The organism is Bradyrhizobium sp. 6(2017) (assembly GCF_011058295.2).
Classification (GTDB): domain Bacteria; phylum Pseudomonadota; class Alphaproteobacteria; order Rhizobiales; family Xanthobacteraceae; genus Bradyrhizobium; species Bradyrhizobium septentrionale.
The window spans coordinates 424,360-445,461 of record NZ_CP049289.2 but is presented as its reverse complement, the minus strand read 5'-3'; the positions used below and the strand labels follow the sequence as shown (position 1 = coordinate 445,461).

Here is a 21,102-nt window from a genome sequence, read left to right as displayed (position 1 = left end):
TGATCGGTCCGCAGACCTCCCGGGACGGAGTCGTCGCGATAGATTCGCACACCAGCCGGAGTTTGGTAGCTCGGGGTGACAGTTTGGCTAGGACGAGTGATGACTTGTCGCGGCTTGTGATGCCCCCTTTGGGCGGCGTTCGCGGAAGCACACAACGCGATCACAAGGCACAATCCTAAGACAAAACGCATTGCATTTTCTCCAAACAGCTAACCTATCTTCCGAACGGCGCTATTGACCCTTAACGAAAGGAGTCTGTGTTTTAACCGCTGCGGCCGATAGTCGACGGTGCTAGCGTTACCCCCCGTGGATCACGCATGAGGCGCGAGCGAATTCCTGGAGAAGATATTCTAGGGCGTGATCGCCCATGGCCCAGGACCGCGACACCTCGAACGACAGGGCGAACGACGGGAAGACTGTAGTTCAATGTGCCTTCCGCAAGGGCGAATTTACTTGGGAGGGTGAGGGCCATTGCCAGTCCGATTGTTGTAAGCTTCATCGCGGGATCGTCCTGCGCAAAGTTGTGTCGCTCCCGATCGAACAGATAAGACACACCCGCGCCCGTGCCATTAAATTCTTCTTTAGCAATAGAAGCCGCCAAACCGTTCACGTCCTCGCAGAGCCTTGATCTCCTGACCAATTCTTCCTTTTGAAGAAGCCGTTTCGGAGCTGCCATCACTTCCGCTGCTGGCCCAAAGCCGGCATGCATTCATGTCGGCTCCACGCCCTCCTTCGAAGGCAAGGCGGACCTGGCGATTTTATGAATGCAACACGTTAGATAGCGTCGCCGCACGCCCCGATGAGACGCGCGCCGTCATGGCCGGTCACGGCCAGCCGCCGCACCGTGCCCGGCACATCATCATTGATCGCGACCGGCAGGAAGTGCTCGGTGCGGCCCTGCCTGCTGCTTTCGATCAGCACCTCGCGCGTCGCGCCGATCTCCGCGGCGAGCCGCCGCTGCAGCGCGGCTTCGCCGGCCGCGCGCAGCCGTTTCGCACGCTCCTTGATCGCCCCGCCTGCAACCTGCGGCATCCGCGCGGCCGGCGTTCCGGGACGCTTCGAATAGGGAAACACGTGCAGGAAGGTGAGATCGCATTGCTCGACCAGATCGAGCGAGCGCGCAAACATCTCTTCAGACTCGGTCGGGAAGCCCGCGATGATGTCGGCGCCGAGCGCGATATCCGGCCGCAGCCGACGCAGCTGCGCGCAGAAATCGATCGCGTCCTGGCGCGAATGCCGGCGTTTCATCCGCTTGAGGATCATGTCGTCGCCCGATTGCAGCGACAAATGCAGATGCGGCATCAGCCGCGCGTCATCGGCGATGACATCGAGCAGGTCGCGGTCGGCCTCGATCGAATCGATCGACGAGATGCGCAGCCGCTTCAGCTCGGGCACATGGCGCAGGATCTGCCGGGTCAACTGGCCGAGCTTCGGCGCGCCGGGCAGATCGGCGCCATAGCTCGTGAGATCGACGCCGGTCAGTACGATCTCGGCATGGCCGCGCTCGACGAGCGCACGGACCTGGTCGACCACTGCGCCCATCGGCACCGAGCGCGAATTGCCGCGGCCATAGGGGATGATGCAGAAGGTGCAGCGATGATCGCAGCCGTTCTGCACCTGAACGAACACCCGCGGCAGGCCGCGCTCGAATCCATCGAGCAGATGCGGCGCCATCTCTGTCACCGCCATGATGTCGGCGACCGCGACTTTCTCGCTTCCGCCGAGATCGAACGCAGCGCGGGTCGCCTGCCAGGCAGCGCCGTGCATCTTCTCGTCATTGCCGACGACGCGATCGACCTCGGCCATGTCGGCGAACATCTGGCTTTGCGTCTGCGCCGCACAACCGGTGACGACGATGCGCGCCTCAGGCCGCTCGCGCTTCAACTTGCGGATCGATTGGCGCGCCTGCGCCACCGCCTCGTTGGTGACGGCGCAGCTGTTGATGACGATGGTCTCAGTGAGCCCCGCCTGCTCCGCCTCGCGGCGAATCACCTCGGATTCGAATGCGTTGAGGCGGCAGCCAAAGGTGACGACATCGACGCCCATGATCGATCCCTTGCCGCGTCAGGCGACGCTGGCGAACAGCGCCGGATCGAAGCGGCCCTCATATTCGAAATCGGCGGTGCCGGTCATCAGCACGTGGTCGTCGCGCTCGCGCCACTCGATGCCGAGCTTGCCACCGGGCAGCGTGATCTCGACGATGCGGTTGGCGCGCTTCAGCCGAGCCGCCGCGACCGCGGTCGCGCAGGCCGCCGAGCCGCAGGCCCGGGTCAGGCCGGCGCCGCGTTCCCAGGTGCGGATCGTGATGTGGTCGCGATCGACGATATGGGCAAGTGTGATGTTGGCGCGTTCCGGGAAGATCGGATGGTTCTCCAGCAACGGCCCAAACCGCTCGAGATCATAGGCATTGACGTCGTCGACCCAGAAGATCGCATGCGGATTGCCCATCGAGACCGCCGAGGGCGAATGCAGCACCGGCTTGTCGATCGGCCCGACCTGCAGCTCGATGTAGCGGGTGTCGCGGAATTCCTCCGCCAGCGGAATGTCCTGCCAGCCGAACTTCGGCGCGCCCATGTCGACGGTGTAGAGATCGGGCGCCGGCCCCTGCCAGCAATTGAGCAGGCCGGCGCGGGTCTGGAACGTCGCCGCGGTCTGGCCGGTCTTCTCGAACAGGCGGCGCACCACGCAGCGCATGCCATTGCCGCAGGCGCCGGCTTCCGAACCGTCATTGTTGTAGATCGAGATGAACGCTTCGGTGCCATCGAGCCGCGGCGGCTGCAGCACCATCAGCTGGTCATAGGGAATGCCGGCCGGCGAGGCCACGGCGCGCGCCTCCGCCGCCGAAACCTGTGCCTTGGAATCGCGCAGGTCGACGACGACGATCTCGTTGCCGATGCCGTTCATCTTGGCAAATGCGTGATTGGCGAGCGCGCTCATCGATTTTCCCAAATTCTGCCCGGTTATATGGCGAGTGGTGGCTGATTGGCCAGTCGGAATGGCTCCGTGACACATCTGTCATGGGACGAATGCAGAACTTGCGTGTTAGGAATATCGCACCTCGCGGACCGCGCGCGCCGGGACAGATCGAGCGGCCGTTTGAGGATGGGGATGGAGAATACCGAATGAACCGTATCAGCACGCTCCGCGCGGCCCTGGTCGCGCTGCTGCCCTTGGCCGCGATCGCACTGGCAAGCCCGGCGCCCGCCCAGTCGCCGGCAGCCTCGCCCGCCCCCGCGGCCAGCCCGAGCCCCACGCCTGCCCCGGCGCCCTCGGCCACGCCTGTCCCGCCTCCGGCCGAAACCAAGTCGCCGGCCGACAGCCCGGCCGCATCGCAGACCCCGGCGCCGCCGCCGGCCGCCCCGGTCCAGACCGCCGACCCCTTCGGCGAGCCGTTCACGCTGGAACCGAAGAAGGTCGTGATGCTGAAGGGCACCGCCAACTGGGATTCGGCGTTCGACGCGCTGATCGAGGCGTTCAAGCAGCTCACCGCGCTGCTCGACAAGGGCGGCATCAAGGCATCGGGCAATCCGATGATCGTCTACACCTCGACCGACGACACCGGCTTCACCTTCATCGCTGAAATCCCGGTCGATCAAGACGTCAAGAACCTCGGCAAGAACATGAGCATGGGCAATTCGCCCGACGGCAAGGCGCTGAAATTCGTCCATCGCGGGTCCTACGACAACATGGACAACACCTATGAGGCGATCACCAATCACCTCGACGACAAGAAGCTCGAAGCCAAGGACACCTTTATCGAGGAATACATCACCGATCCGCTGAAGACCGCGGAGGACAAGCTGGTGATCAACGTCTACGTACCCCTGAAGTGAGACCCATGAAGCTGACCCTGCCGCTTGCCTCCCTTGCCCTTTCGCTGATTGCCGCCCCGGCATTGGCACAGGTGCCGCCGCCGGCGATTTCCGTCACCGGCGAAGCCACCGTCTCGGTGGCGCCGGACCAGGCCGTGATCGATGGCGGCGTGACGACCGATGCGAAGACCGCGCGCGAGGCTGCCGACGCCAACAACACGGCGATGGCGAAGGTGCTTGGCGCGCTGAAGGGCGCGGGCCTCGACGAGAAGGACTACCAGACCTCGCGGCTGTCGCTGCAGCCGAAACATACGCCCGACCGCGTGTCGGGGCCCCCCACCGTCAGCGGCTATCGCGCCACCAACCGCGTCACCATCAAGGTGCGCGACGTCGCCAAGGTCGCCAGCCTGGTCGACGTGCTGGTCGGCGCCGGCGTCAACGAGATCGGCGGCATCAACTTCGTGGTGTCGCAGGCCTCGAAGGTACTCGACGAGGCGCGCGAGAAAGCGATCGCCGACGCCCGCCGCAAGGCGGAAATCTACGCCAAGGCCGCCGGCGTCACGCTCGGCGAACCGATCAGCATTTCCGAGGAGGGCAACGCGCCCGTGCCGATGTACCGCAAGATGGCCGCGCCGATGGCAGCCTCCAGCGCTCCGGTCGCGCAAGGCGAGGAAACCCTGTCGGTGAGCGTCAGCGTGTCCTGGGCGATCAAGGGGAAGTAAGTCGTCATCGTCGTCCCGGCGAAGGCCGGGACCCATTACCACCGACGGCAATTGCCTTGAGGAGTTGTAGCCACAGCGAATCCGAACAACGCAACCCTGTGGTTATGGGTCCCGGCCTTCGCCGGGACGACGTTAAATCTCGAACACCTGCCCGGGCTTCAACGTCATAAACTTCTCGCGCGGCACTTTTGCCGCGTCGAGCGCTTCGCGGAGGGCGGTCGCCGGTGCGTCGATCGCCTCGTCGGTCAACTGGAACGTGCCGTGGTGATGCGCCAGCGCCTGGGCGGCGCCGCAATCGGCGAGCGCCTTCACCGCATCCTCCGGATTCATGTGCTGGTCGCGCATGAACCAGCGCGGCTCATAGGCGCCGATCGGCAGGATCGCGAGCCGCAGCGGACCGTGCGCGTCGGCGACACGGCGGAAATGCCGCCCGTCGCCATAGCCGGAATCGCAGACGATGTAGAGTTTGCCGGCCGGCGTCTCCAGCACGAAGCTCGCCCACAGCGCCTTGTTGCGATCGAGCAGGCCGCGCGCCGACCAGTGCCGCGTCGGCACCAGCGTCGCGGCAAGGCCGCTGCCGAGCTCGACGCGCTGATGCCAGTCGAACGCTTCGGCTTTGATCGCGGCATCCGATGCGCGCATCGTGACGTCGTTGCCGAGCGGCGTGATCACCCGCGGCGCAAACGTCGCCGTGAGCTTCGACAGCGTCGCGACATCGAGATGATCGTAATGGCCGTGCGACACCAGCACGATATCGATCCTGGGCAACTTCTCGAAGGCGATGCCGGGATCGTTGTGCCGCATGGGACCTGCGAAGCTGAACGGCGAGGCGCGCATCGACCACACCGGATCGACCAGGATGTTGAGACCGCCGGTCTGGATCAGCCAGCTGGCATGGCCGACGAAACATAACCGCACCCCACCGCCATCGACGCGCGGCGGCGGCGTATCGGCATAGGGGCTCGGCGCCCATTCCGGCCAGACCGCGCGCTGCCGCCTGCCCCCGAACTGCCAGCGCAGCACCTCACCGAGCGATTTCGGCGGCGAGCCATCCGGATCGAAGAAGTGCAGGCCGTCGAAATGATCGGAGACGGGGCCGTCATAGGTTTTCATGGTGGACATCCAGATCGAGGGCACGCCGATCGCGGCAGCGGCTCCGGTCAAGGTTGCGAAAAGGCGGCGGCGGGTGATGATGGGCAAGCGGGTTCCCAAATAGGAGGCGGGCGCGGTTTATATGGGTGGCACCGACGAATTCGGAACCAACCCGACAAAATGACGCAATTTCAGCGCCTTACTGGACATGCCGCGCCGATCGCGGCGAAACTTTCCTTGACTTTGCGCCCCCGGCAGCGTTTAACGCCGCCACTTTCTCGGAAAGATCCGTCTTTTCGACCCGCCGACTGGCCCTCGAGGCCAGAGGCCAACGCCCGACAGCGCGATGCGCCCTCGGGCGCGAAAGTGTTTGGACCATCGTCTTGGCACGGTGCCAAGGCGGACTATGTGGTCATCACCCGCGAAAGCGGGTGATCCAGTATTCCAGAGCAGCTCGGATTGAACCGGGAGGCCGCGGCGTACTGGATACCCCGCTTTCGCGGGGTATGACGAGAAACGGATGACGCGCGCTCACGGGCGCAACGAAGGACAACGGCATTGTTCGACAATCTGTCGGAACGGCTTGGTGGCATTCTCGATCGTCTGACGGGGCGCGGTGCGCTGACCGAAAAGGACGTCGATGCCGCGATGCGCGAGGTGCGCCGCGCGCTGCTCGAAGCCGACGTCGCGCTCGAGGTCGTCCGCAGCTTCATCGACCGGGTCCGCGAGCAGGCGATCGGCGCCACCGTCGTCAAGTCGGTGACGCCCGGCCAGATGGTGGTGAAGATCGTCCATGACGAGCTCGTCGCCACGCTCGGTTCCGACGGCCAGACCATCGATATCAACTCCGTGCCGCCCGTGCCGATCATGATGGTCGGTCTGCAGGGCTCCGGCAAAACCACCACCACCGCAAAGCTCGCGCGGCGCATGGTCCAGCGCGACAAGCGCAAGGTGCTGATGGCCTCGCTCGACGTCTATCGCCCGGCGGCGATGGAACAGCTCGCGGTGCTTGGCCGCGACCTCGATATTCCGACGCTGCCGATCGTCGCCGGCCAGATGCCGCCGCAGATCGCCAGGCGCGCGCTCGAGGCCGGCAAGCTCGGCGGCTACGACGTCGTGCTGCTCGACACCGCCGGCCGCACCACGCTCGACGAAGACATGATGAAGGAGGCGGCCGAGATCAAAGCCGCCGCCAACCCGCATGAAGTGCTGCTGGTCGCGGACTCCCTCACCGGCCAGGACGCGGTCAACCTTGCGCGAGCGTTCGATGAGCGCGTCGGCCTCACCGGCATCGTGCTGACAAGAGTCGACGGCGACGGCCGCGGCGGCGCTGCGCTGTCGATGCGTGCGGTGACCGGCAAGCCGATCAAGCTGCTCGGCACGGGCGAAAAGACTGACGCGCTGGAAGATTTCCATCCGAACCGCATCGCCGGCCGCATCCTCGGCATGGGCGACGTGGTCTCGCTGGTCGAGAAGGCTGCGGCCAACATCGACGCCGAGAAGGCCGCGCGCACCGCCGAGCGGATGCGCAAGGGTCAGTTCGATCTCAACGACATGCGCGAACAGCTGCAGCAGATGGCGAACATGGGCGGCATCGGCGGCCTGATGGGCATGATGCCCGGCATCGCCAAGATGAAGAACCAGATCGCGGCCGCCGGCATCGACGACAAGATCATCAAGCGCCAGGTCGCCGTCATCGACTCGATGACGCGGCAGGAGCGCAAGAACCCGGACATCCTGAAGGCCAGCCGCAAGAAGCGCATCGCGGCCGGCGCCGGCCAGAGCGTCGAGCAGGTCAACAAGCTGCTGAAGATGCACCGGAACATGGCCGACATGATGAAGGCCATGGGAAGCGGCAAGCGCGGCCCGCTCGCCGGCATCGCGCAGGCGATGGGCTTTGGCGGCGGCATGAAGCCGCCTTCGGCCGAGGAGATGAAGGCGCTCGCCGACAAGATGCAGGGCGGCGCCGGCGGCAGCCTGCCCAATTTGCCGAAGGATTTGCCGGTTGGCCTCCGCGGCGGCCTGCCGAATGTGCCGGGCCTGACCGGCCTTTCCGGCAAGCCGACGCTGCCGGGCCTCGGCGGCTTCCCGGGCAAGAAGAAATGAGGAATTCGTCGCGGCGGCTCAAATGCGGCCGGCGCGACGCGGAATGCCAATCAATCGAACACATCGACCTTTGAAGGAGAACTAGATGTCCGTTGTTATCCGCCTCGCTCGCGCAGGCACCAAGAAGCGTCCGGTCTATCACGTCGTCGTCGCCGACTCGCGCTTTCCGCGCGATGGCCGCTTCATCGAGCGTCTCGGCCACTTCAACCCGCTGCTGCCGAAGGACAACGAGGCGCGGCTGAAGCTCGACATGGACAAGGTGAAGGCCTGGCTCGCCAAGGGCGCGCAGCCGTCGGATCGCGTCACCCGCTTCCTCGACGCTGCCGGCGTCGTCAAGCGCACCGCGCGCAACAACCCGGAAAAGGCCGTGCCGCGCAAGGAGCGCAAGGCGCAGGCCGAAGCCGCCGCCAAGGCGTAAGCTGAACGGCTGCTGCGGTGACAGCACCGGTCTGTGTCGCCCGTATCGGCGCTGCGCATGGTGTGCGCGGCGCCGTCCGGCTATGGACCTTCACCGAAGACCCGCTGGCCGTGAAGGATTACGGCCCGCTGATGACCAAGGACGGCACGCGCCAGTTCGAGGTCACGCATGCGCGCGAGGCCAAGGATCATCTGGTGGTGACGCTGAAGGGCGTCGCCAGCCGCGATGATGCCGAACGGCTCAACGGCCTCGAGCTCTACATTCCGCGCGACCGGCTGCCGGAAACCGATGACGGTGAATATTACCACACCGACCTGATCGGCCTCGCCGCGGTGACGACATCGGAGCAGCCGCTCGGCAAGGTGATCGCGATCCATAATTTCGGCGCCGGCGACATCATCGAGATCGCCCCGCCGCAGGGCGCGACGATGCTGCTGCCTTTCACCAACGCCGTGGTGCCGACGGTCGATCTCGCCGGCGGCCGCGTCGTAATCGAGCCGCCGCAGGAAATCGACGGCGACGATCCGTCGGCGGCTTGATCAAGAGACATTTTCAGCCCGTCATCCGGCCTTGCTGCTCGAGCCAGTCGCAGAACACTGCGCTGTGCGGATCGTTGCTGCGGCCCGCCGGAAAATACGCGAAGTAGCTGCGCGCCGGCAGGCTGATCGCCGGAAACGGCGTCACCAGACGCCCGGCGGCGAGATCATCCGCAATCAGCGCCGTTGGGCCCATCGCAACGCCGAGACCATCGAGCGCGGCCTGAATCGTCAGATAGAAATGATCGAAGGTCAGCGAGGCCGCCGGCTCCAGCGCGGATTGCCCGGCCTCGGTGAGCCAGTCGCGCCACAGCCGCGGCATCGACGTGACGTGCAGCAGCGTATGCCGGGAGAGATCTGCGATCTCATGCAGCGGCAATTGCGCTGATAGCGCCGGACTGCACACCGGCAGCCGCCGCTCCGACACCAGGAAGCGCGACGAAAAGCCGTGGAAGGTGTCGGGGCCACCGCGGATCACGACGTCGAATGGTTCGGGCAGCGCATCCACCGGATCGTTCGATGTGGCGAGGCGCACCTCGATATCAGGATGCTCGGCGCGAAACCGGCTCATCCGCGGCAACAGCCAGCGCAGGCTGAAGGTCGCGAGCGCGTTGACGCGCAGCACCGCGACAGCCGCATCGCCGCGTCGCTCGCGATGCTGCTGCACGGCTGCGGAAATCCGGTCGAGCGCGGGCGCGAATTCCGCCAGCAAGGCCGCACCCGCCGGCGTCAGCACCACGCGGCGGACCGAGCGCCGGAACAGCGCTGGCGCGCCCAGCCATTCCTCGAGCAGCCGGATCTGCTGACTGACCGCGCCGTGGGTCACGCTGAGCTCGGCGGCCGCTTCCTTGAAGCTGCCGAGGCGCGCGGCGGCCTCGAAGGCGCGGACCGCATTGAGCGGCGGCAGGCTGCGGCGCGGGACGAACATGACCCCTTAATACCAGATTTTCTAACGCATGATCCCATTATTACTGATTTGTGACAGCGGCCGATCGGGCGCATTTTGCGTAGCAAGATGCTCACATATCTTCATTTTTTGAGACTTCGCTCCAATGCGCCCCCGTCCTACCTTTAGATTTTCTTGCTCCGGATCGCGACAATGAGCGCATCCGCGGAAATCGACGCATCCCGTCCCGACCACGCCCGGGCGACGCGCACGTTGACGGTGACCGGGCTCAACCACGCCCTCCATGACGGCTACACCGACCTGATCTACGTGCTGCTGCCGGTCTGGCAGGCCGAATTCGCGCTGAGCTACGGGCTGCTGGCGCTGCTGCGAGGGCTCTATGCCGGCGCCATGGCTGGCTTGCAGATTCCGGTCGGACGGATTGCCGAGCGAATCGACGGCAAGGTCATCCTGATCGCGGGCACGGCACTGTCGGCGCTGGGCTATGTGTTTGCCGGATTCTCCGGCGGCGTCGTCGGACTTGGTCTTGCGCTCGCACTCTCCGGCGCGGGCTCGAGCACGCAGCATCCGATCGCATCGGCCGCGGTGTCGCGCGCCTATGGTTCGGCAGCACGCGGGCCGCTCGGCATCTACAATTTCTCCGGCGATCTCGGCAAGGCGGCGATCCCGGCACTGACCTCGGTTCTGCTCGTGATCATGTCGTGGCGGCACACGCTGCTCGTGCTCGCCTTGGCCGGCCTGCTCGTCGCGATCTGCATCGCGCTCTGGATGCCCTTGGTCGGCAAGGGCGCCGAGCGCAAGGCGGCCGCAGCGTCACGCCACGCAAGCGCCGGCGGCGGCTTCTCCTGGCTGCTCGCGATCGGAATCCTCGACACCGCGGTCAGGATGGGGTTTCTCACCTTCCTGCCGTTCCTGTTGCGCGACAAGGGCGCCGCGCTGCCGACCAACGGCCTCGCGCTGGCGCTGGTCTTCATCGGCGGCGCGGCGGGAAAATTCACCTGCGGCTGGCTCGGCGAACGCGTCGGCACGCTGCGCACCGTGCTGATCACCGAAGGCGGCACGGCGGCGTTGATCGCTGCGGTGCTGGTGCTGCCGCTGGCGCCGACCATGATACTGCTGCCGCTGCTCGGCGTGATGCTCAACGGCACCTCATCCGTGCTCTATGGCACGGTGCCCGAACTCACGCCGGCACATCAGACCGAACGCGCTTTTGCTTTGTTCTATACGGGAACGATCGGATCTGGCGCGGTCGCACCGGTGCTCTACGGCCTGCTTGGTGACGCACTCGGCCCGACGCTCGCGACCGCGGCCACCGCGATCACGGCGCTGGCGGTCTGTCCGCTCGCCATCGCGCTGGCACGGCATCTTGGCGACAAAGCCGGCACGCACCGCGCCGGTGCCTGACGGCAAGCACTCCAACTTCCATCGTCACTCTGGCGCTGCCCCGGCTGCGCAATACATAGACCGTTGCGTCGATGAGGACGGCCAACGGAAAGCAAAACCATGACAAGCACGCACAAGGCCTGGCGGCTGCACGCCCACAATGATCTTCGCTTCGAGGATGTCGCAACGCCCAGCCCCGCGCCCGATGGCGTCGTGGTGCGGATCGAGGCCGGCATGGTGCTGTCCTACACCAACAAACTTCTGTCGGGCGCACTGCCCTACAGCCTGCCGCCGATGCCGTTCGTGCCGGGTACCAACGCGATCGCGCGCGTCGTCGCCACCGGCGAGAACGTCACGCACGTTGCGAGCGGCGACCGCGTGTTCCTGAGCCCGCATCTGCGCGGCGACGTGCCGGATCGCGATCCGCCGCAGATCCTGATCGGCCTCACTGCGACGGTCACGACGCCGGAGGCGCTGGCGCTGCAGGCACGCTGGCGCAACGGCGTGTTCGCCGAGATCGCGCACTGGCCGGCCGCCTGCGTCACGCCGCTTGCCAATCTCGACGACAGACCGGCCACCGAGCTGATCGGATTGGCAAAACTGATCGTGCCGTTCGGCGGATTGCAGCGCTCCGGCCTGCGCGGCGGGCAGACCATCATCGTCAACGGCGCGACCGGTTATTTCGGCTCGGGCGGCGTGATGCTCGCGGTCGCGATGGGCGCGGGCCGCGTCGTCGCGGTCGGACGCAAGCAGGCCGCGCTCGAGCATTTGCGCGATGCTTTTGGTCCGCGCGTCATTCCCGCTGTCGTCACCGGCGATGCCGCAGGCGATCTTTCGATCATCCGCAGCGCCGCCGGCGGCAGCGCCGATTGTCGCGCTCGATTTGCTCGGCGCCGCCAGGAGTACCTCGACCACGCTGTCCTCTCTGCGTGCGCTCAAGCGCGGCGGCCGGATGGTACTGATGGGCAGCGCCGACGTGCCGCTCGAACTCTCCTTCCGCGAGATGCTGGCCAACGACTGGGAGGTGGTCGGGCAGTTCATGTACGACCGCACCGCGCCGGGCCAGCTCGCCGGCCTCGCCGCCGAAAGCCTGCTGGATCTGCGCAAGATCAATGTCGCGACCTTTGGGCTCGCCGACTTCCGCCGCGCGGTCGACGCCGCCGCCATCATGCAGAGCCTCGACCTCACGGCCGTGGTGCCGTAACCAGAGGCCATGACAACCCAAGCGACACTCTGGCGCGCCACCGTGCTGACCCTGTTCCCGGACATGTTTCCGGGGCCGCTCGGCGTCAGCCTGGCCGGCAAGGCGCTGGCCGGCGGCCTCTGGGCGCTGGAGGCGCGCGACATCCGCGCGTCGGCGACCGACAAGCACCGCAGCGTCGACGACACGCCGGCCGGTGGCGGTCCGGGCATGGTGCTGCGGGCCGACGTGCTGGCGACGGCAATCGACGCCGCTTCCATTGCGCCTGACCGCCCGCGCCTGCTGATGAGCCCGCGGGGTCGGCCATTGACCCAGGAGCGGGTCGCGGAGCTCGCGGCCGGACCGGGACCTCTGGTCGTCTGCGGCCGCTTCGAGGGCATCGACCAGCGGGTGATCGAGGCCCGCGGGCTGGAGGAGGTCTCGATCGGCGATTACGTGCTGTCGGGCGGCGAAATCGCCGCGATGGCCCTGATCGACGCCTGCGTCCGCCTGTTGCCGGGGGTGATGGGCAAGCAGGCCTCGGGAACCGAGGAGAGCTTCTCCGAAGGACTACTTGAATACCCCCAATACACCCGTCCGCAGGAGTTCGAGGGCCGTCAGATCCCCGAAATCCTGATTTCCGGCGACCACGCCAAGGTGGCGGCCTGGCGGCTGGCCCAGTCCGAGACGCTGACGGCGGACCGCCGGCCGGACCTCTGGGCCCGGAAGGCCGGCCAAAAAGCCGCTCCACCAGGGACAAAAAACACGACAGACGGGTGACAAACCCTGCGCTTTGCCTTATAGGCACGGCCTAATCCGCACACGCGCAGGATAGATGGACGTTTGCGCAGCCCGCACAGGCTGGGCGCGCCGCCGATGGAGATTTCGATGAACCTGATTCAGCAGCTCGAAAAAGAGCAGTTCGACAAGCTCGCCGCCACCAAAACCATCCCGGAATTCGGACCCGGCGATACCGTCATCGTCAATGTGAAGGTGGTCGAAGGCGAACGCACCCGTGTGCAGGCCTATGAAGGCGTTTGCATCGGCCGTTCCGGCCAGGGCCTCAACGAGAGCTTCACCGTGCGCAAGATCTCCTACGGCGAGGGCGTCGAGCGCGTCTTCCCGGTGATGTCGCCGATGATCGACTCGATCAAGGTCGTGCGCCGCGGCAAGGTTCGTCGCGCCAAGCTCTATTACCTGCGCAACCTGCGCGGCAAGTCGGCCCGCATCGTCGAGAAGCAGGACCGCCCGACTGCCGTCGGCGAGTAAACCATCCCGAAAGGGTTGTGTGACCGAAAGCGCGGGGCCTGCCCCGCGCTTTTTTGTTGCGGCGTGCCTATATCGAGGATCAGCCTCAACTCGTCATGCGCGGGCTTGACCCGCGCATCCATCAGGAAGAGGAACTTGTTGCTCAAGATGGATGGATTGCCGGGTCCCGACTCCGCCAAGGCTACGCCGGGCCACAAGCTCACTCGGCCGACGAAGCCTTAGCGAAGGCGGCAAGCCCGGCAATGACGAAGAGGCGCCCCGCGCATCGATCGATTGTCGCGGGCGCAAGCCCTGTGTTAGAAATTTAGAATGGTTCCGGATCAAGCAAGCCAGCCCTGCCAGCGCGTCGTGATCGACGATCGCTCGCGGCTGCCCGGCCGCTTCTTCGGGCGCTTTGCGACGTCGGCAACGTCAGAGCTTACGCGCGCAGCGTAACGCTGCCTGGACGCTTTCGCCTGCTCGCGCGCCGCGGCGCGCTTAACGCCATTCACCACTGAATTTCCTCTGGAGCACAAGCTCATGTCCAAACCGACCACGCTGTACGACAAGATCTGGAACGACCATCTGGTCCACGAGGCCGACGACGGCACCTGCCTGCTCTATATCGATCGCCATCTGGTGCACGAGGTGACCTCGCCGCAGGCATTCGAAGGCCTGCGCACTGCGGGCCGCAAGGTGCACGCGCCGGAGAAGACGCTCGCCGTCGTCGACCACAACATCCCGACCACCGATCGCTCGAAGCCCAATCCCGATCCCGAAAGCATCGAGCAGATGCGGGTGATGGCGGAGAACGCCAAGGAATTCGGCATCGAGTATTATGACGAATTCGACAAGCGTCAGGGCATCGTCCACGTCATCGGCCCGGAGCAGGGCTTTACGCTGCCCGGCACCACCATCGTCTGCGGTGACAGCCACACCTCGACCCATGGCGCGTTCGGCGCGCTCGCGCACGGCATCGGCACCTCCGAGGTCGAGCACGTGCTGGCGACCCAGACGCTGATCCAGAAGAAGGCCAAGAACATGCGCGCGGTCGTCGACGGCAAATTGCCCGACGGCGTGACCGGCAAGGACATCATCCTGGCGATCATCGGCGAGATCGGCACCGCCGGCGGCACCGGCTACGTGCTGGAATATGCCGGCGAGGCGATCCGTGCACTCTCGATGGAAGGCCGCATGACGGTCTGCAACATGTCGATCGAAGGCGGCGCGCGCGCCGGCCTAGTGGCGCCCGACCAGAAGGCGTTCGACTTCCTGCGCGACCGTCCGAAGGCGCCGAAGGGCGCGGCCTGGGATGCCGCGATGCGCTACTGGGAGACGCTGCGCTCCGACGAGGGCGCGCATTTCGACCACGAGCTCCGGCTCGACGCCGCCAAGCTGCCGCCGATCGTCACCTGGGGCACCTCGCCCGAGGACGTCATCTCGGTGACCGGCTTCGTGCCCGATCCCGACAAGATCGGGGACGAGGCCAAGCGGCTCTCCAAGCATCGCGCGCTGAAATATATGGGCCTGACCGCCGGCACCAAGATCACCGACATCAAGCTCGACCGCGTCTTCATCGGCTCCTGCACCAACGGCCGAATCGAGGACCTGCGTGCTGCGGCGAAGATCGCCGAGGGCAAGACCGTCAATGCCCACGTCAACGCGATGATCGTGCCGGGCTCGGGCATCGTGAAGGAGCAGGCGGAGGCCGAAGGCCTCGACAAGATCTTCATTGCGGCCGGCTTCGAATGGCGCGAGCCGGGCTGCTCGATGTGCCTTGCGATGAATCCGGACAAGCTGAAGCCGGAAGAGCGCTGCGCCTCGACCTCGAACCGCAACTTTGAGGGCCGCCAGGGCTTCAAGGGCCGCACCCATCTGGTGTCGCCCGCGATGGCCGCCGCCGCCGCGATCGCCGGCCACTTCGTCGACGTCCGCGACTGGCGGTAAACGAAGTTTTCGTCTCAAGCTCGAGCCGTTGTGGAAACGGCTCGTTAACGGGGCGCACGCACACTGGCTCCTTGCGAGGACAAGCTTCGCGGGGAGCCGAACGTGGCTGACGACAAGCGCGAATTCGTCGACATGATCCGCGAGGCGACGCGGCAGAAGCGCCGCCGCGCCGCGCCACGCATCATCGATCCGACTCCCGAGGTGAAGGAGACCTCGCGCCTCAGCCACTGGCCGCCGGAGCGCTGGACGCAATGGCGGATCGAAAACCTGACGCCGTGGAAGATCAAGCCCTGGAGGCTGAAGAACTGGGACTAGAGCATTTTCGGTTCTGATTGGATCAGAACCGAAGCTCTAGATTCTTGTTTTGACGTGTTTTCTTCACGCGAACCGGCGTTCACTTCGCTCGAAAACGCTCTAGGTGCCTTCGCGCGAGAGTGACCTGACAAAACGGGCGCCGTTTGGCGCCCGCTGTCATTTCAGCCTTCACCAATAACCATACGGCCGCCAATGGTGACGGTGATGCCAATACGGCCGGCAGATCCGGCGCGGCCCGTAATAGGTCCAGACCACCCGGCAACGGCGGTGATGATAGTAGGCCGGATAGTAGTAGGACGATCCATAGAAGTAGCGCCGGTGATGGAAGTGCCGGCGGTAGCCGTAGCGGTACCCGCCGCCATAGAAACGGTGGTAGCCACCGTAGTGGCGATGGATGCCACCATAGCGATGGAAGCCGCCATGGAACGCCGGCGCAGCGCGGAAGCCGCCACCATGGAAGCCGCGAAAGCCACCGCCGTGAAATCGGCCACCATGGAATCCACCGCCACGGAAGCCGCCGCCATGAAAACCTCCGCCGCCGTGACCGCCGCCACCGTGGCCGCCGCCACCGCCATGCCGGACCTCTGTCGTCATTGCATCGGCCGCAGACTTCGCCGCGGGCACGGTGCCCGGGCTCGCCAGCGACAGCGCTTCGGCGCGTTGCTGCGCGCCAATCGACAGCGCGAGGACCGCTGCCGCCGCGGCACCGAGACGGCGCACCAAGCCACGCCGCAAATACCCTTCCCTCATCTTCAGAACCTCCCTGACAACAGCAATCACACCCACGCTGCATGGCAGCCGGTTGCATTGCGTTCATTGCGGTCGCTCCCGCCGCAACGCTAGAAATCCCTGAGTGAATGCGCCATGAACGCGCAAATCTGTGCGACGAAAAGTCCGGAGCAACGCCAGTGACCGTCTATGTGATCGTGCAGCTCAAGATGACCGATCGTGCCGCCTATGATTGGTATCAGGCGCGCTTCTTCGACGTGTTCAGGAAGTTCAACGGACGGCTGCTGTCGGCCGACGAACAGCCCGCGGTGCTCGAAGGCACCTGGGATCGCGACAAGCTGGTGCTGATGTCGTTCCCTGACGAAGCCGCATTCCGCGCCTGGTCGGAATCGCCTGAATATGTCGAGATCTCCCGGGACCGCAAAGCGGATGCGCAAGGCGTCGTGCTGCTCGCCAAGGGCTTTGCGCCCTGATGCCGTTGCCCGCTACCGGCGTGAACCCTTTGCTAAGGGTTGGTGTCTAGGGTTAACGGACAATCAATCAGAAAATTCAGGACGACTTCGGTTTCCACGGCGCGGCCAGCAGGCCAAGCCGTGGCATCGCGTCCTCACACGTGCCTCATCGGCCGGGTGAGCCGATGGAAACAGCAGCATTATCGTGGGACCGGAAATGACCATCAAGTTTCAGAATTTGCCCATCATTGCCAAGATCGCGGTGCCCGCGGCCATTATCGCCCTGGTCGCGATCGGCATCGTCGTCCAGGCCTCGCTGGCGCTGAGCCATTTGTCGGCGACCGCGTCCGACCTGGTGGATGGCAACGCCCGCCGCGTACAGTACAGCCTCGAAGCCGAGAGCAACTTCAACAGCGCGGCCGTCAGCGAGAAGAATGTCATCCTCAGCGCCGCCGATACCAAGGCGATCGCCTCCAACATCGAAGCCTACAACAAGGCAACCGATGCGACGCTTGCCGCGGTCGACCGCCTGGCGTCCGTCACATCGGACGCCGGACAGCAGCAGCTGATCGACACGCTGCGCCGCGCGGTCAAGGACCGCCGCGAGGCCAGCGCGAAGGTGTTCGAGCTGGTCACCGCGGGCAAGCTGGAGGACGCCTTCGCCTACTCGCGCAATGTCGCGGCCAAGCATCGCCAGACCGCGATGGAGGCGGTCGCCAGCCTGATCGCCGCCAATGTGAAGGGCATGCAGGCCGCGCGTGACCAGGGCATCGCTACCGCCGACCAGACCCGCCTCGTGCTGCTGTTCGGCGCCGCCGCCGGGCTGCTCTGTGCCTTCAATATCCTCGCCTGGATCGCATTCAGCCAGATCGCGCGGCCGCTGTCGCGCATGACGGAGGAGATGACGAAGCTCGCCGACGGCGATCTCGACATCGCGGTGGTCGGCGATGACCGGAGCGACGAGGTCGGCGGCCTCGCCAAGTCGCTGCGCGTGTTCAAGGAGAATGCGATCACGGCGCGCCGCCTCGAAGCCGAACAGCGCGAGGAGCAGCTGCGCAAGGAGGCCCGGCAGCGCGCCGTCGAGGGCCACATCGCGACCTTCGACAATCAGGTCTCGGAAGCGCTGAACGCCCTGACCGCGGCCTCGACCGAGATGCACGCGACCGCCGGAAGCATGTCGGCGACCGCGGAGGAAACCAGCCGGCAGGCGACGTTCGTCGCCACCGCATCCAACGAAGCCTCGGCGAATGTCCAGACCGTCGCGGTCGCAACCGAGGAACTGCACGCCTCGATCAGCGAGATCACCCGCCAGGTGACGCAGGCGGCCGAGACCGCAAGAGCGGCGGTGGACGAAACCGATCGGACTAACGCGACCATCGAAAGCCTGGCCGCGGCGGCGCAGCGGATCGGCGAGGTGATCTCGCTGATCCAGAACATCGCCTCGCAGACCAATCTGCTGGCGCTGAACGCAACGATCGAAGCCGCCCGCGCCGGCGAGTCCGGCAAAGGCTTCGCGGTGGTCGCCAATGAAGTGAAGGCGCTTGCCACCCAGACCGCCAAGGCGACGGAGGACATCTCCTCGCAGATCGCGGCAATCCAGCAGGAGACCGGTCAAGCCGTCGCCGCGATCCGGGCGATCGGCGGCACCATCGGGCGGATGAGCGAAATCGCGGCGGCGATCTCCGCCGCTGTCGAGCAGCAGAGCGCCGCTACCCGCGACATCTCGAAGAACATCCAGGAAGTTTCGCGCGGCACCAGCGAGGTGTCGGCGAATGTCGGCAGCGTCAACGAAGCCGCCACCGAGACCGGATCGGCAGCCACGCAGGTGCTGACGGCCGCCGACGATCTCAGTCAGCAATCGGCAACGTTGCGCGGCAACGTCAACGCGTTCCTGGACAAGATCCGCGCGGCCTGACCGGATCAGGCAGCTTCTCACTGCGAAGGACGGCGCCCGGCGATCGGAGCCGCCCCTTCTGTTGGCTCTGCGCAGTCGCGCGCGAACCGCGGTTCACCAGAACGGGCCGAACCCGAAGCCGAAGGTGAACGGCGCCGGCGCGGCATACGGATATGGCCGATAATAATACGGCCGCGCGTAATAGTAGGAGCCGTAGGGCTGATAGGTGGAAAAGGACCGGTAGTACGGCCCGTAGCCGTGGCGGTAATGGTGGCGGTGGTAATGGTGATGATGGCGCTGTGCGCTGAAGTCAGTTGCCTTGCCCGCGTGCCGCTGTTGCGTGCCAGCCTGCGGCTTGGCTGACGTCGCCGCGGTTGCCGATGCCGGCGCCGTCAATGCAAAGGCACAAGCGACCGCGGCAACACCGATCCATCTCATCATGATCAACTCCTGCAGATTGCGATTGATATCATCTCGCGTGCGCGAGTCTGCCGGTTTGATGGCTGCAAACGACAACAGGCCCGCTGCTCACGGCCTGTGTCTCAACTGCGCTGATACGCCGCGCGATCAGCGGTGCCAGTGGCGACGATGCCCCCAGCCACGGTGATGTCCGCGACCCCAACCGCGATGCCAGCCCACTTGCGTGGTTGTCTGGTTCGCGTTGTCCTGAACCTTTGCGGCCGTGCCTGGCGTCGCCAGCGACATCGCATTTGCGCGCTCGGCCGGCGCCGCCAAGACCAGCACGGCACCGACGGCCGCAAGCCCCAGAACCTTCATCACCTTCATAAGTCTTCTCCTTGATCCCTTGATGTCACGTCTTGCAACGACGCCTCGCGTTCGCGCGCGAATCGACCGCCGTTGCCGCGACGCAGATCGCAAGCAGAGTGCGGATGACGTGAATGGGATGTGAATGACTGCTCCACGATTGTGAATGCTGCTGGCGCGCTCAGGTTCCGACGCAGCGCGCGATTTTTCGCGCTCGCATGCAAAACCCGGCATGGACTATTATCGTATCTCGCGTGCACTCTGTTGCAGGAGGTTGCCGTGACACAAACAGGCACACGCGCGCGGTTGCTGCGTACCGCGTTCGCGACGCTCAGCGGTTCCATCATGCTCGCCGATCTCGCGCTCGCCTCGCAAGGACCGGGCGGCGGCATGGGAACGGCGAGCCACCTCACGCAAATGCTGATGGCGGTCGCGGTCTATGGAACGATGGGATTGATCGCGGCTGCCGCAATGATCCGTGCGGCACGCCGGCGGACGCGCAGCTAGAGCATGATGAGATTAGGTTGACCTGGAGCGGCGTCGAAAGTTCACCTCTCCCTTGGGAGAGGTCGATTTGCGTAGCAAATCGGGTGAGGGGTACGGTCTATCGAGAGAGCGAGAGCCCTCACCCGGATTGCTCCGCAATCCGACCTCTCCCCGACGGGGTGAGGTGAACCGCAACCGCGGCGATCCGATTCAACCAATACTCATCCCGCTCTAGCCGGGCCGCCAGAAGCAGTTCATGCGCGGGGTGATCACGGTGCCGCTCGGCCGGTGCTCCTGGACATAGGTCGCGGTGCAGTCGCGCACGGCGTTCGGACCGGGATTGTAGCGCGGGATGACATCCGGTTCCCAATGATCGGGCCGGGATCGGTAGATCGGCACGCGCTTCAGCCGGCGGCGCTCGACGACCCGCTCGCGCACAACCGGGTCCGCCCGACCGATGCGCGCTTCAGCCGCCGCGCTCTGTGCCTGCGCCTGTCCCGCCGGAAGCGAGAGCCCGACTGCACCAGCCAACAGCACTGCCGCCACGATCCGTTTCATCACGCCCACCCAAGCCCCATCCTTGAGCCCCATTGTTGGGCCGCACGGTCTCCCATTGCACCGCCAAGGTCAACTGCGCTGGCGCCGCCTGAGGCACTCGCGCTAAAGGAGTGTCATGTGGACCACAGCCAAAGCCCCCTCGCTCGCCGAGATGGAGGCCATGGCGCACGAGATTTTCGAGCGCCTGCCGGAGACCTTCCGGGCCCTCTGCGAGGGTCTGATCATCCGCGTCGACGACTTCCCGACCGACGAGGTGCTCGACGAGATGCAGGCCGAAAGCGAGTTCGACCTGCTCGGCCTGTTCCACGGCATCGGCCTGCCGCAGCAGAGCCATGGCGACGTCGCCCGACTGCCCAACCTGGTCTGGCTGTACCGCCGGCCGATCCTGGACTACTGGGCCGAGCACGACGAGACCCTCGGTCACATCGTCCGTCACGTGCTGATCCATGAAATCGGCCACCATTTCGGCCTCTCCGACGCTGATATGGAGGCGATTGAGGCCGATGCGGGCTAGCCCTGCAGAAATGGCCCTTTTACCGCTGTCGCATTCGC

25 protein-coding genes and 1 pseudogene are annotated in these 21,102 nt (G+C 65.5%); 16 read left to right on the top strand and 10 right to left on the bottom strand.

Features of this window, described 5'->3' with window-relative positions; translation table 11 throughout:
* Positions 1-262: 262 nt before the first annotated feature.
* The 3 genes from G6P99_RS02185 to dapF all read right to left on the bottom strand — a co-directional run bounded on the left by G6P99_RS02185 (position 263) and on the right by dapF (position 2,937).
* The gene (locus G6P99_RS02185; protein WP_165127121.1) at positions 263-709 is read right to left on the bottom strand and encodes a hypothetical protein; all 447 of its coding nucleotides are present in this window, start codon (positions 707-709) and stop codon (positions 263-265) included.
* Between the two features lie 65 nt (positions 710-774).
* Positions 775-2,046 carry a tRNA (N(6)-L-threonylcarbamoyladenosine(37)-C(2))-methylthiotransferase MtaB gene (mtaB, locus tag G6P99_RS02180; protein ID WP_029081302.1) on the bottom strand — a complete coding sequence of 424 codons (1,272 nt, stop codon included), beginning with the start codon at positions 2,044-2,046 and terminating at the stop codon, positions 775-777.
* Positions 2,047-2,064: 18 nt separating this feature from the next.
* Positions 2,065-2,937, bottom strand: a complete 873-nt coding sequence (gene dapF, locus G6P99_RS02175) for a diaminopimelate epimerase (protein ID WP_029081301.1) — start codon at positions 2,935-2,937, stop codon at positions 2,065-2,067.
* Positions 2,938-3,122: 185 nt separating this feature from the next.
* Between dapF and G6P99_RS02170 the strand changes: the two genes are divergently transcribed.
* Together G6P99_RS02170 and G6P99_RS02165 are read left to right on the top strand one after the other, a co-directional pair.
* Complete coding sequence (locus G6P99_RS02170) at positions 3,123-3,833, top strand: GyrI-like domain-containing protein (RefSeq protein ID WP_029081300.1); 711 nt, start codon at positions 3,123-3,125, stop codon at positions 3,831-3,833.
* A gap of 5 nt (positions 3,834-3,838) precedes the next feature.
* Positions 3,839-4,534 (top strand): SIMPL domain-containing protein, encoded by a 696-nt coding sequence (locus G6P99_RS02165; protein ID WP_029081299.1) that lies wholly within the window; start codon positions 3,839-3,841, stop codon positions 4,532-4,534.
* A gap of 132 nt (positions 4,535-4,666) precedes the next feature.
* Here the strand turns inward: G6P99_RS02165 and G6P99_RS02160 are convergent, their stop codons facing one another.
* A complete protein-coding gene (locus tag G6P99_RS02160) occupies positions 4,667-5,647 on the bottom strand; it encodes an MBL fold metallo-hydrolase (RefSeq protein ID WP_029081298.1) in 981 nt (326 codons plus the stop codon).
* A 537-nt stretch (positions 5,648-6,184) separates the two neighbouring features.
* Here G6P99_RS02160 and ffh point away from each other — a divergent pair.
* From ffh to rimM, 3 genes are all read left to right on the top strand, one after another.
* On the top strand, positions 6,185-7,732 hold the full coding sequence (ffh, locus tag G6P99_RS02155) for a signal recognition particle protein (RefSeq protein WP_165127119.1): 1,548 nt from the start codon (positions 6,185-6,187) through the stop codon (positions 7,730-7,732).
* Between the two features lie 85 nt (positions 7,733-7,817).
* Positions 7,818-8,150 carry a 30S ribosomal protein S16 gene (gene rpsP / locus G6P99_RS02150; protein ID WP_029081296.1) on the top strand — a complete coding sequence of 111 codons (333 nt, stop codon included), beginning with the start codon at positions 7,818-7,820 and terminating at the stop codon, positions 8,148-8,150.
* Between the two features lie 17 nt (positions 8,151-8,167).
* Positions 8,168-8,689 carry a ribosome maturation factor RimM gene (rimM, locus tag G6P99_RS02145; RefSeq protein WP_029081295.1) on the top strand — a complete coding sequence of 174 codons (522 nt, stop codon included), beginning with the start codon at positions 8,168-8,170 and terminating at the stop codon, positions 8,687-8,689.
* Positions 8,690-8,702: 13 nt separating this feature from the next.
* On the opposite strand, the gene gcvA is transcribed toward rimM, so the two are convergent.
* A complete protein-coding gene (gene gcvA, locus G6P99_RS02140) occupies positions 8,703-9,614 on the bottom strand; it encodes a transcriptional regulator GcvA (protein WP_165127117.1) in 912 nt (303 codons plus the stop codon).
* Between the two features lie 171 nt (positions 9,615-9,785).
* Here gcvA and G6P99_RS02135 point away from each other — a divergent pair, with 171 nt between their 5' ends.
* The 5 genes and pseudogenes from G6P99_RS02135 to rplS all read left to right on the top strand — a co-directional run bounded on the left by G6P99_RS02135 (position 9,786) and on the right by rplS (position 13,425).
* Positions 9,786-10,997, top strand: coding sequence for an MFS transporter (locus G6P99_RS02135; protein WP_029081293.1), 1,212 nt, complete (start codon positions 9,786-9,788; stop codon positions 10,995-10,997).
* 99 nt (positions 10,998-11,096) lie between these two features.
* Positions 11,097-11,468 (top strand): annotated as a pseudogene (locus tag G6P99_RS02130) (alcohol dehydrogenase catalytic domain-containing protein); the annotation flags it as partial.
* 469 nt (positions 11,469-11,937) lie between these two features.
* The gene (locus G6P99_RS02125; RefSeq protein WP_246709443.1) at positions 11,938-12,180 is read left to right on the top strand and encodes a hypothetical protein; all 243 of its coding nucleotides are present in this window, start codon (positions 11,938-11,940) and stop codon (positions 12,178-12,180) included.
* A 9-nt stretch (positions 12,181-12,189) separates the two neighbouring features.
* Positions 12,190-12,936, top strand: a complete 747-nt coding sequence (gene trmD, locus G6P99_RS02120) for a tRNA (guanosine(37)-N1)-methyltransferase TrmD (RefSeq protein ID WP_035976890.1) — start codon at positions 12,190-12,192, stop codon at positions 12,934-12,936.
* Positions 12,937-13,044: 108 nt separating this feature from the next.
* Entirely contained in the window at positions 13,045-13,425 is a 381-nt protein-coding gene (rplS, locus tag G6P99_RS02115; protein WP_029081289.1) for a 50S ribosomal protein L19, read from the top strand.
* A gap of 320 nt (positions 13,426-13,745) precedes the next feature.
* On the opposite strand, the gene G6P99_RS02110 is transcribed toward rplS, so the two are convergent.
* Positions 13,746-13,916 (bottom strand): hypothetical protein, encoded by a 171-nt coding sequence (locus tag G6P99_RS02110; protein ID WP_165123017.1) that lies wholly within the window; start codon positions 13,914-13,916, stop codon positions 13,746-13,748.
* Between the two features lie 28 nt (positions 13,917-13,944).
* Here G6P99_RS02110 and leuC point away from each other — a divergent pair, with 28 nt between their 5' ends.
* Together leuC and G6P99_RS02100 are read left to right on the top strand one after the other, a co-directional pair.
* Positions 13,945-15,351: a 3-isopropylmalate dehydratase large subunit gene (gene leuC, locus G6P99_RS02105; RefSeq protein ID WP_029081288.1), complete on the top strand. Its 1,407-nt coding sequence runs from the start codon at positions 13,945-13,947 to the stop codon at positions 15,349-15,351.
* Between the two features lie 132 nt (positions 15,352-15,483).
* The gene (locus G6P99_RS02100; RefSeq protein WP_035976910.1) at positions 15,484-15,666 is read left to right on the top strand and encodes a hypothetical protein; all 183 of its coding nucleotides are present in this window, start codon (positions 15,484-15,486) and stop codon (positions 15,664-15,666) included.
* Positions 15,667-15,834: 168 nt separating this feature from the next.
* On the opposite strand, the gene G6P99_RS02095 is transcribed toward G6P99_RS02100, so the two are convergent.
* Complete coding sequence (locus G6P99_RS02095) at positions 15,835-16,416, bottom strand: hypothetical protein (protein WP_035976888.1); 582 nt, start codon at positions 16,414-16,416, stop codon at positions 15,835-15,837.
* 158 nt (positions 16,417-16,574) lie between these two features.
* Between G6P99_RS02095 and G6P99_RS02090 the strand changes: the two genes are divergently transcribed.
* Together G6P99_RS02090 and G6P99_RS02085 are read left to right on the top strand one after the other, a co-directional pair.
* Complete coding sequence (locus tag G6P99_RS02090; protein WP_165127115.1) at positions 16,575-16,868, top strand: DUF1330 domain-containing protein; 294 nt, start codon at positions 16,575-16,577, stop codon at positions 16,866-16,868.
* Positions 16,869-17,064: 196 nt separating this feature from the next.
* Complete coding sequence (locus G6P99_RS02085) at positions 17,065-18,762, top strand: methyl-accepting chemotaxis protein (RefSeq protein WP_029081284.1); 1,698 nt, start codon at positions 17,065-17,067, stop codon at positions 18,760-18,762.
* Positions 18,763-18,855: 93 nt separating this feature from the next.
* Here the strand turns inward: G6P99_RS02085 and G6P99_RS02080 are convergent, their stop codons facing one another.
* Complete coding sequence (locus tag G6P99_RS02080) at positions 18,856-19,182, bottom strand: hypothetical protein (RefSeq protein WP_084518478.1); 327 nt, start codon at positions 19,180-19,182, stop codon at positions 18,856-18,858.
* Between the two features lie 126 nt (positions 19,183-19,308).
* Positions 19,309-19,527, bottom strand: a complete 219-nt coding sequence (locus tag G6P99_RS02075) for a hypothetical protein (RefSeq protein WP_165127113.1) — start codon at positions 19,525-19,527, stop codon at positions 19,309-19,311.
* A gap of 258 nt (positions 19,528-19,785) precedes the next feature.
* Between G6P99_RS02075 and G6P99_RS02070 the strand changes: the two genes are divergently transcribed.
* The gene (locus tag G6P99_RS02070; protein WP_156928613.1) at positions 19,786-20,013 is read left to right on the top strand and encodes a hypothetical protein; all 228 of its coding nucleotides are present in this window, start codon (positions 19,786-19,788) and stop codon (positions 20,011-20,013) included.
* Positions 20,014-20,223: 210 nt separating this feature from the next.
* Here G6P99_RS02070 and G6P99_RS02065 read toward each other — a convergent pair whose 3' ends face one another.
* Positions 20,224-20,550: a hypothetical protein gene (locus tag G6P99_RS02065; protein WP_029081280.1), complete on the bottom strand. Its 327-nt coding sequence runs from the start codon at positions 20,548-20,550 to the stop codon at positions 20,224-20,226.
* A gap of 115 nt (positions 20,551-20,665) precedes the next feature.
* Here G6P99_RS02065 and G6P99_RS02060 point away from each other — a divergent pair, with 115 nt between their 5' ends.
* Entirely contained in the window at positions 20,666-21,064 is a 399-nt protein-coding gene (locus G6P99_RS02060; protein ID WP_029081279.1) for a metallopeptidase family protein, read from the top strand.
* The last annotated feature ends 38 nt before the right edge of the window (positions 21,065-21,102 follow it).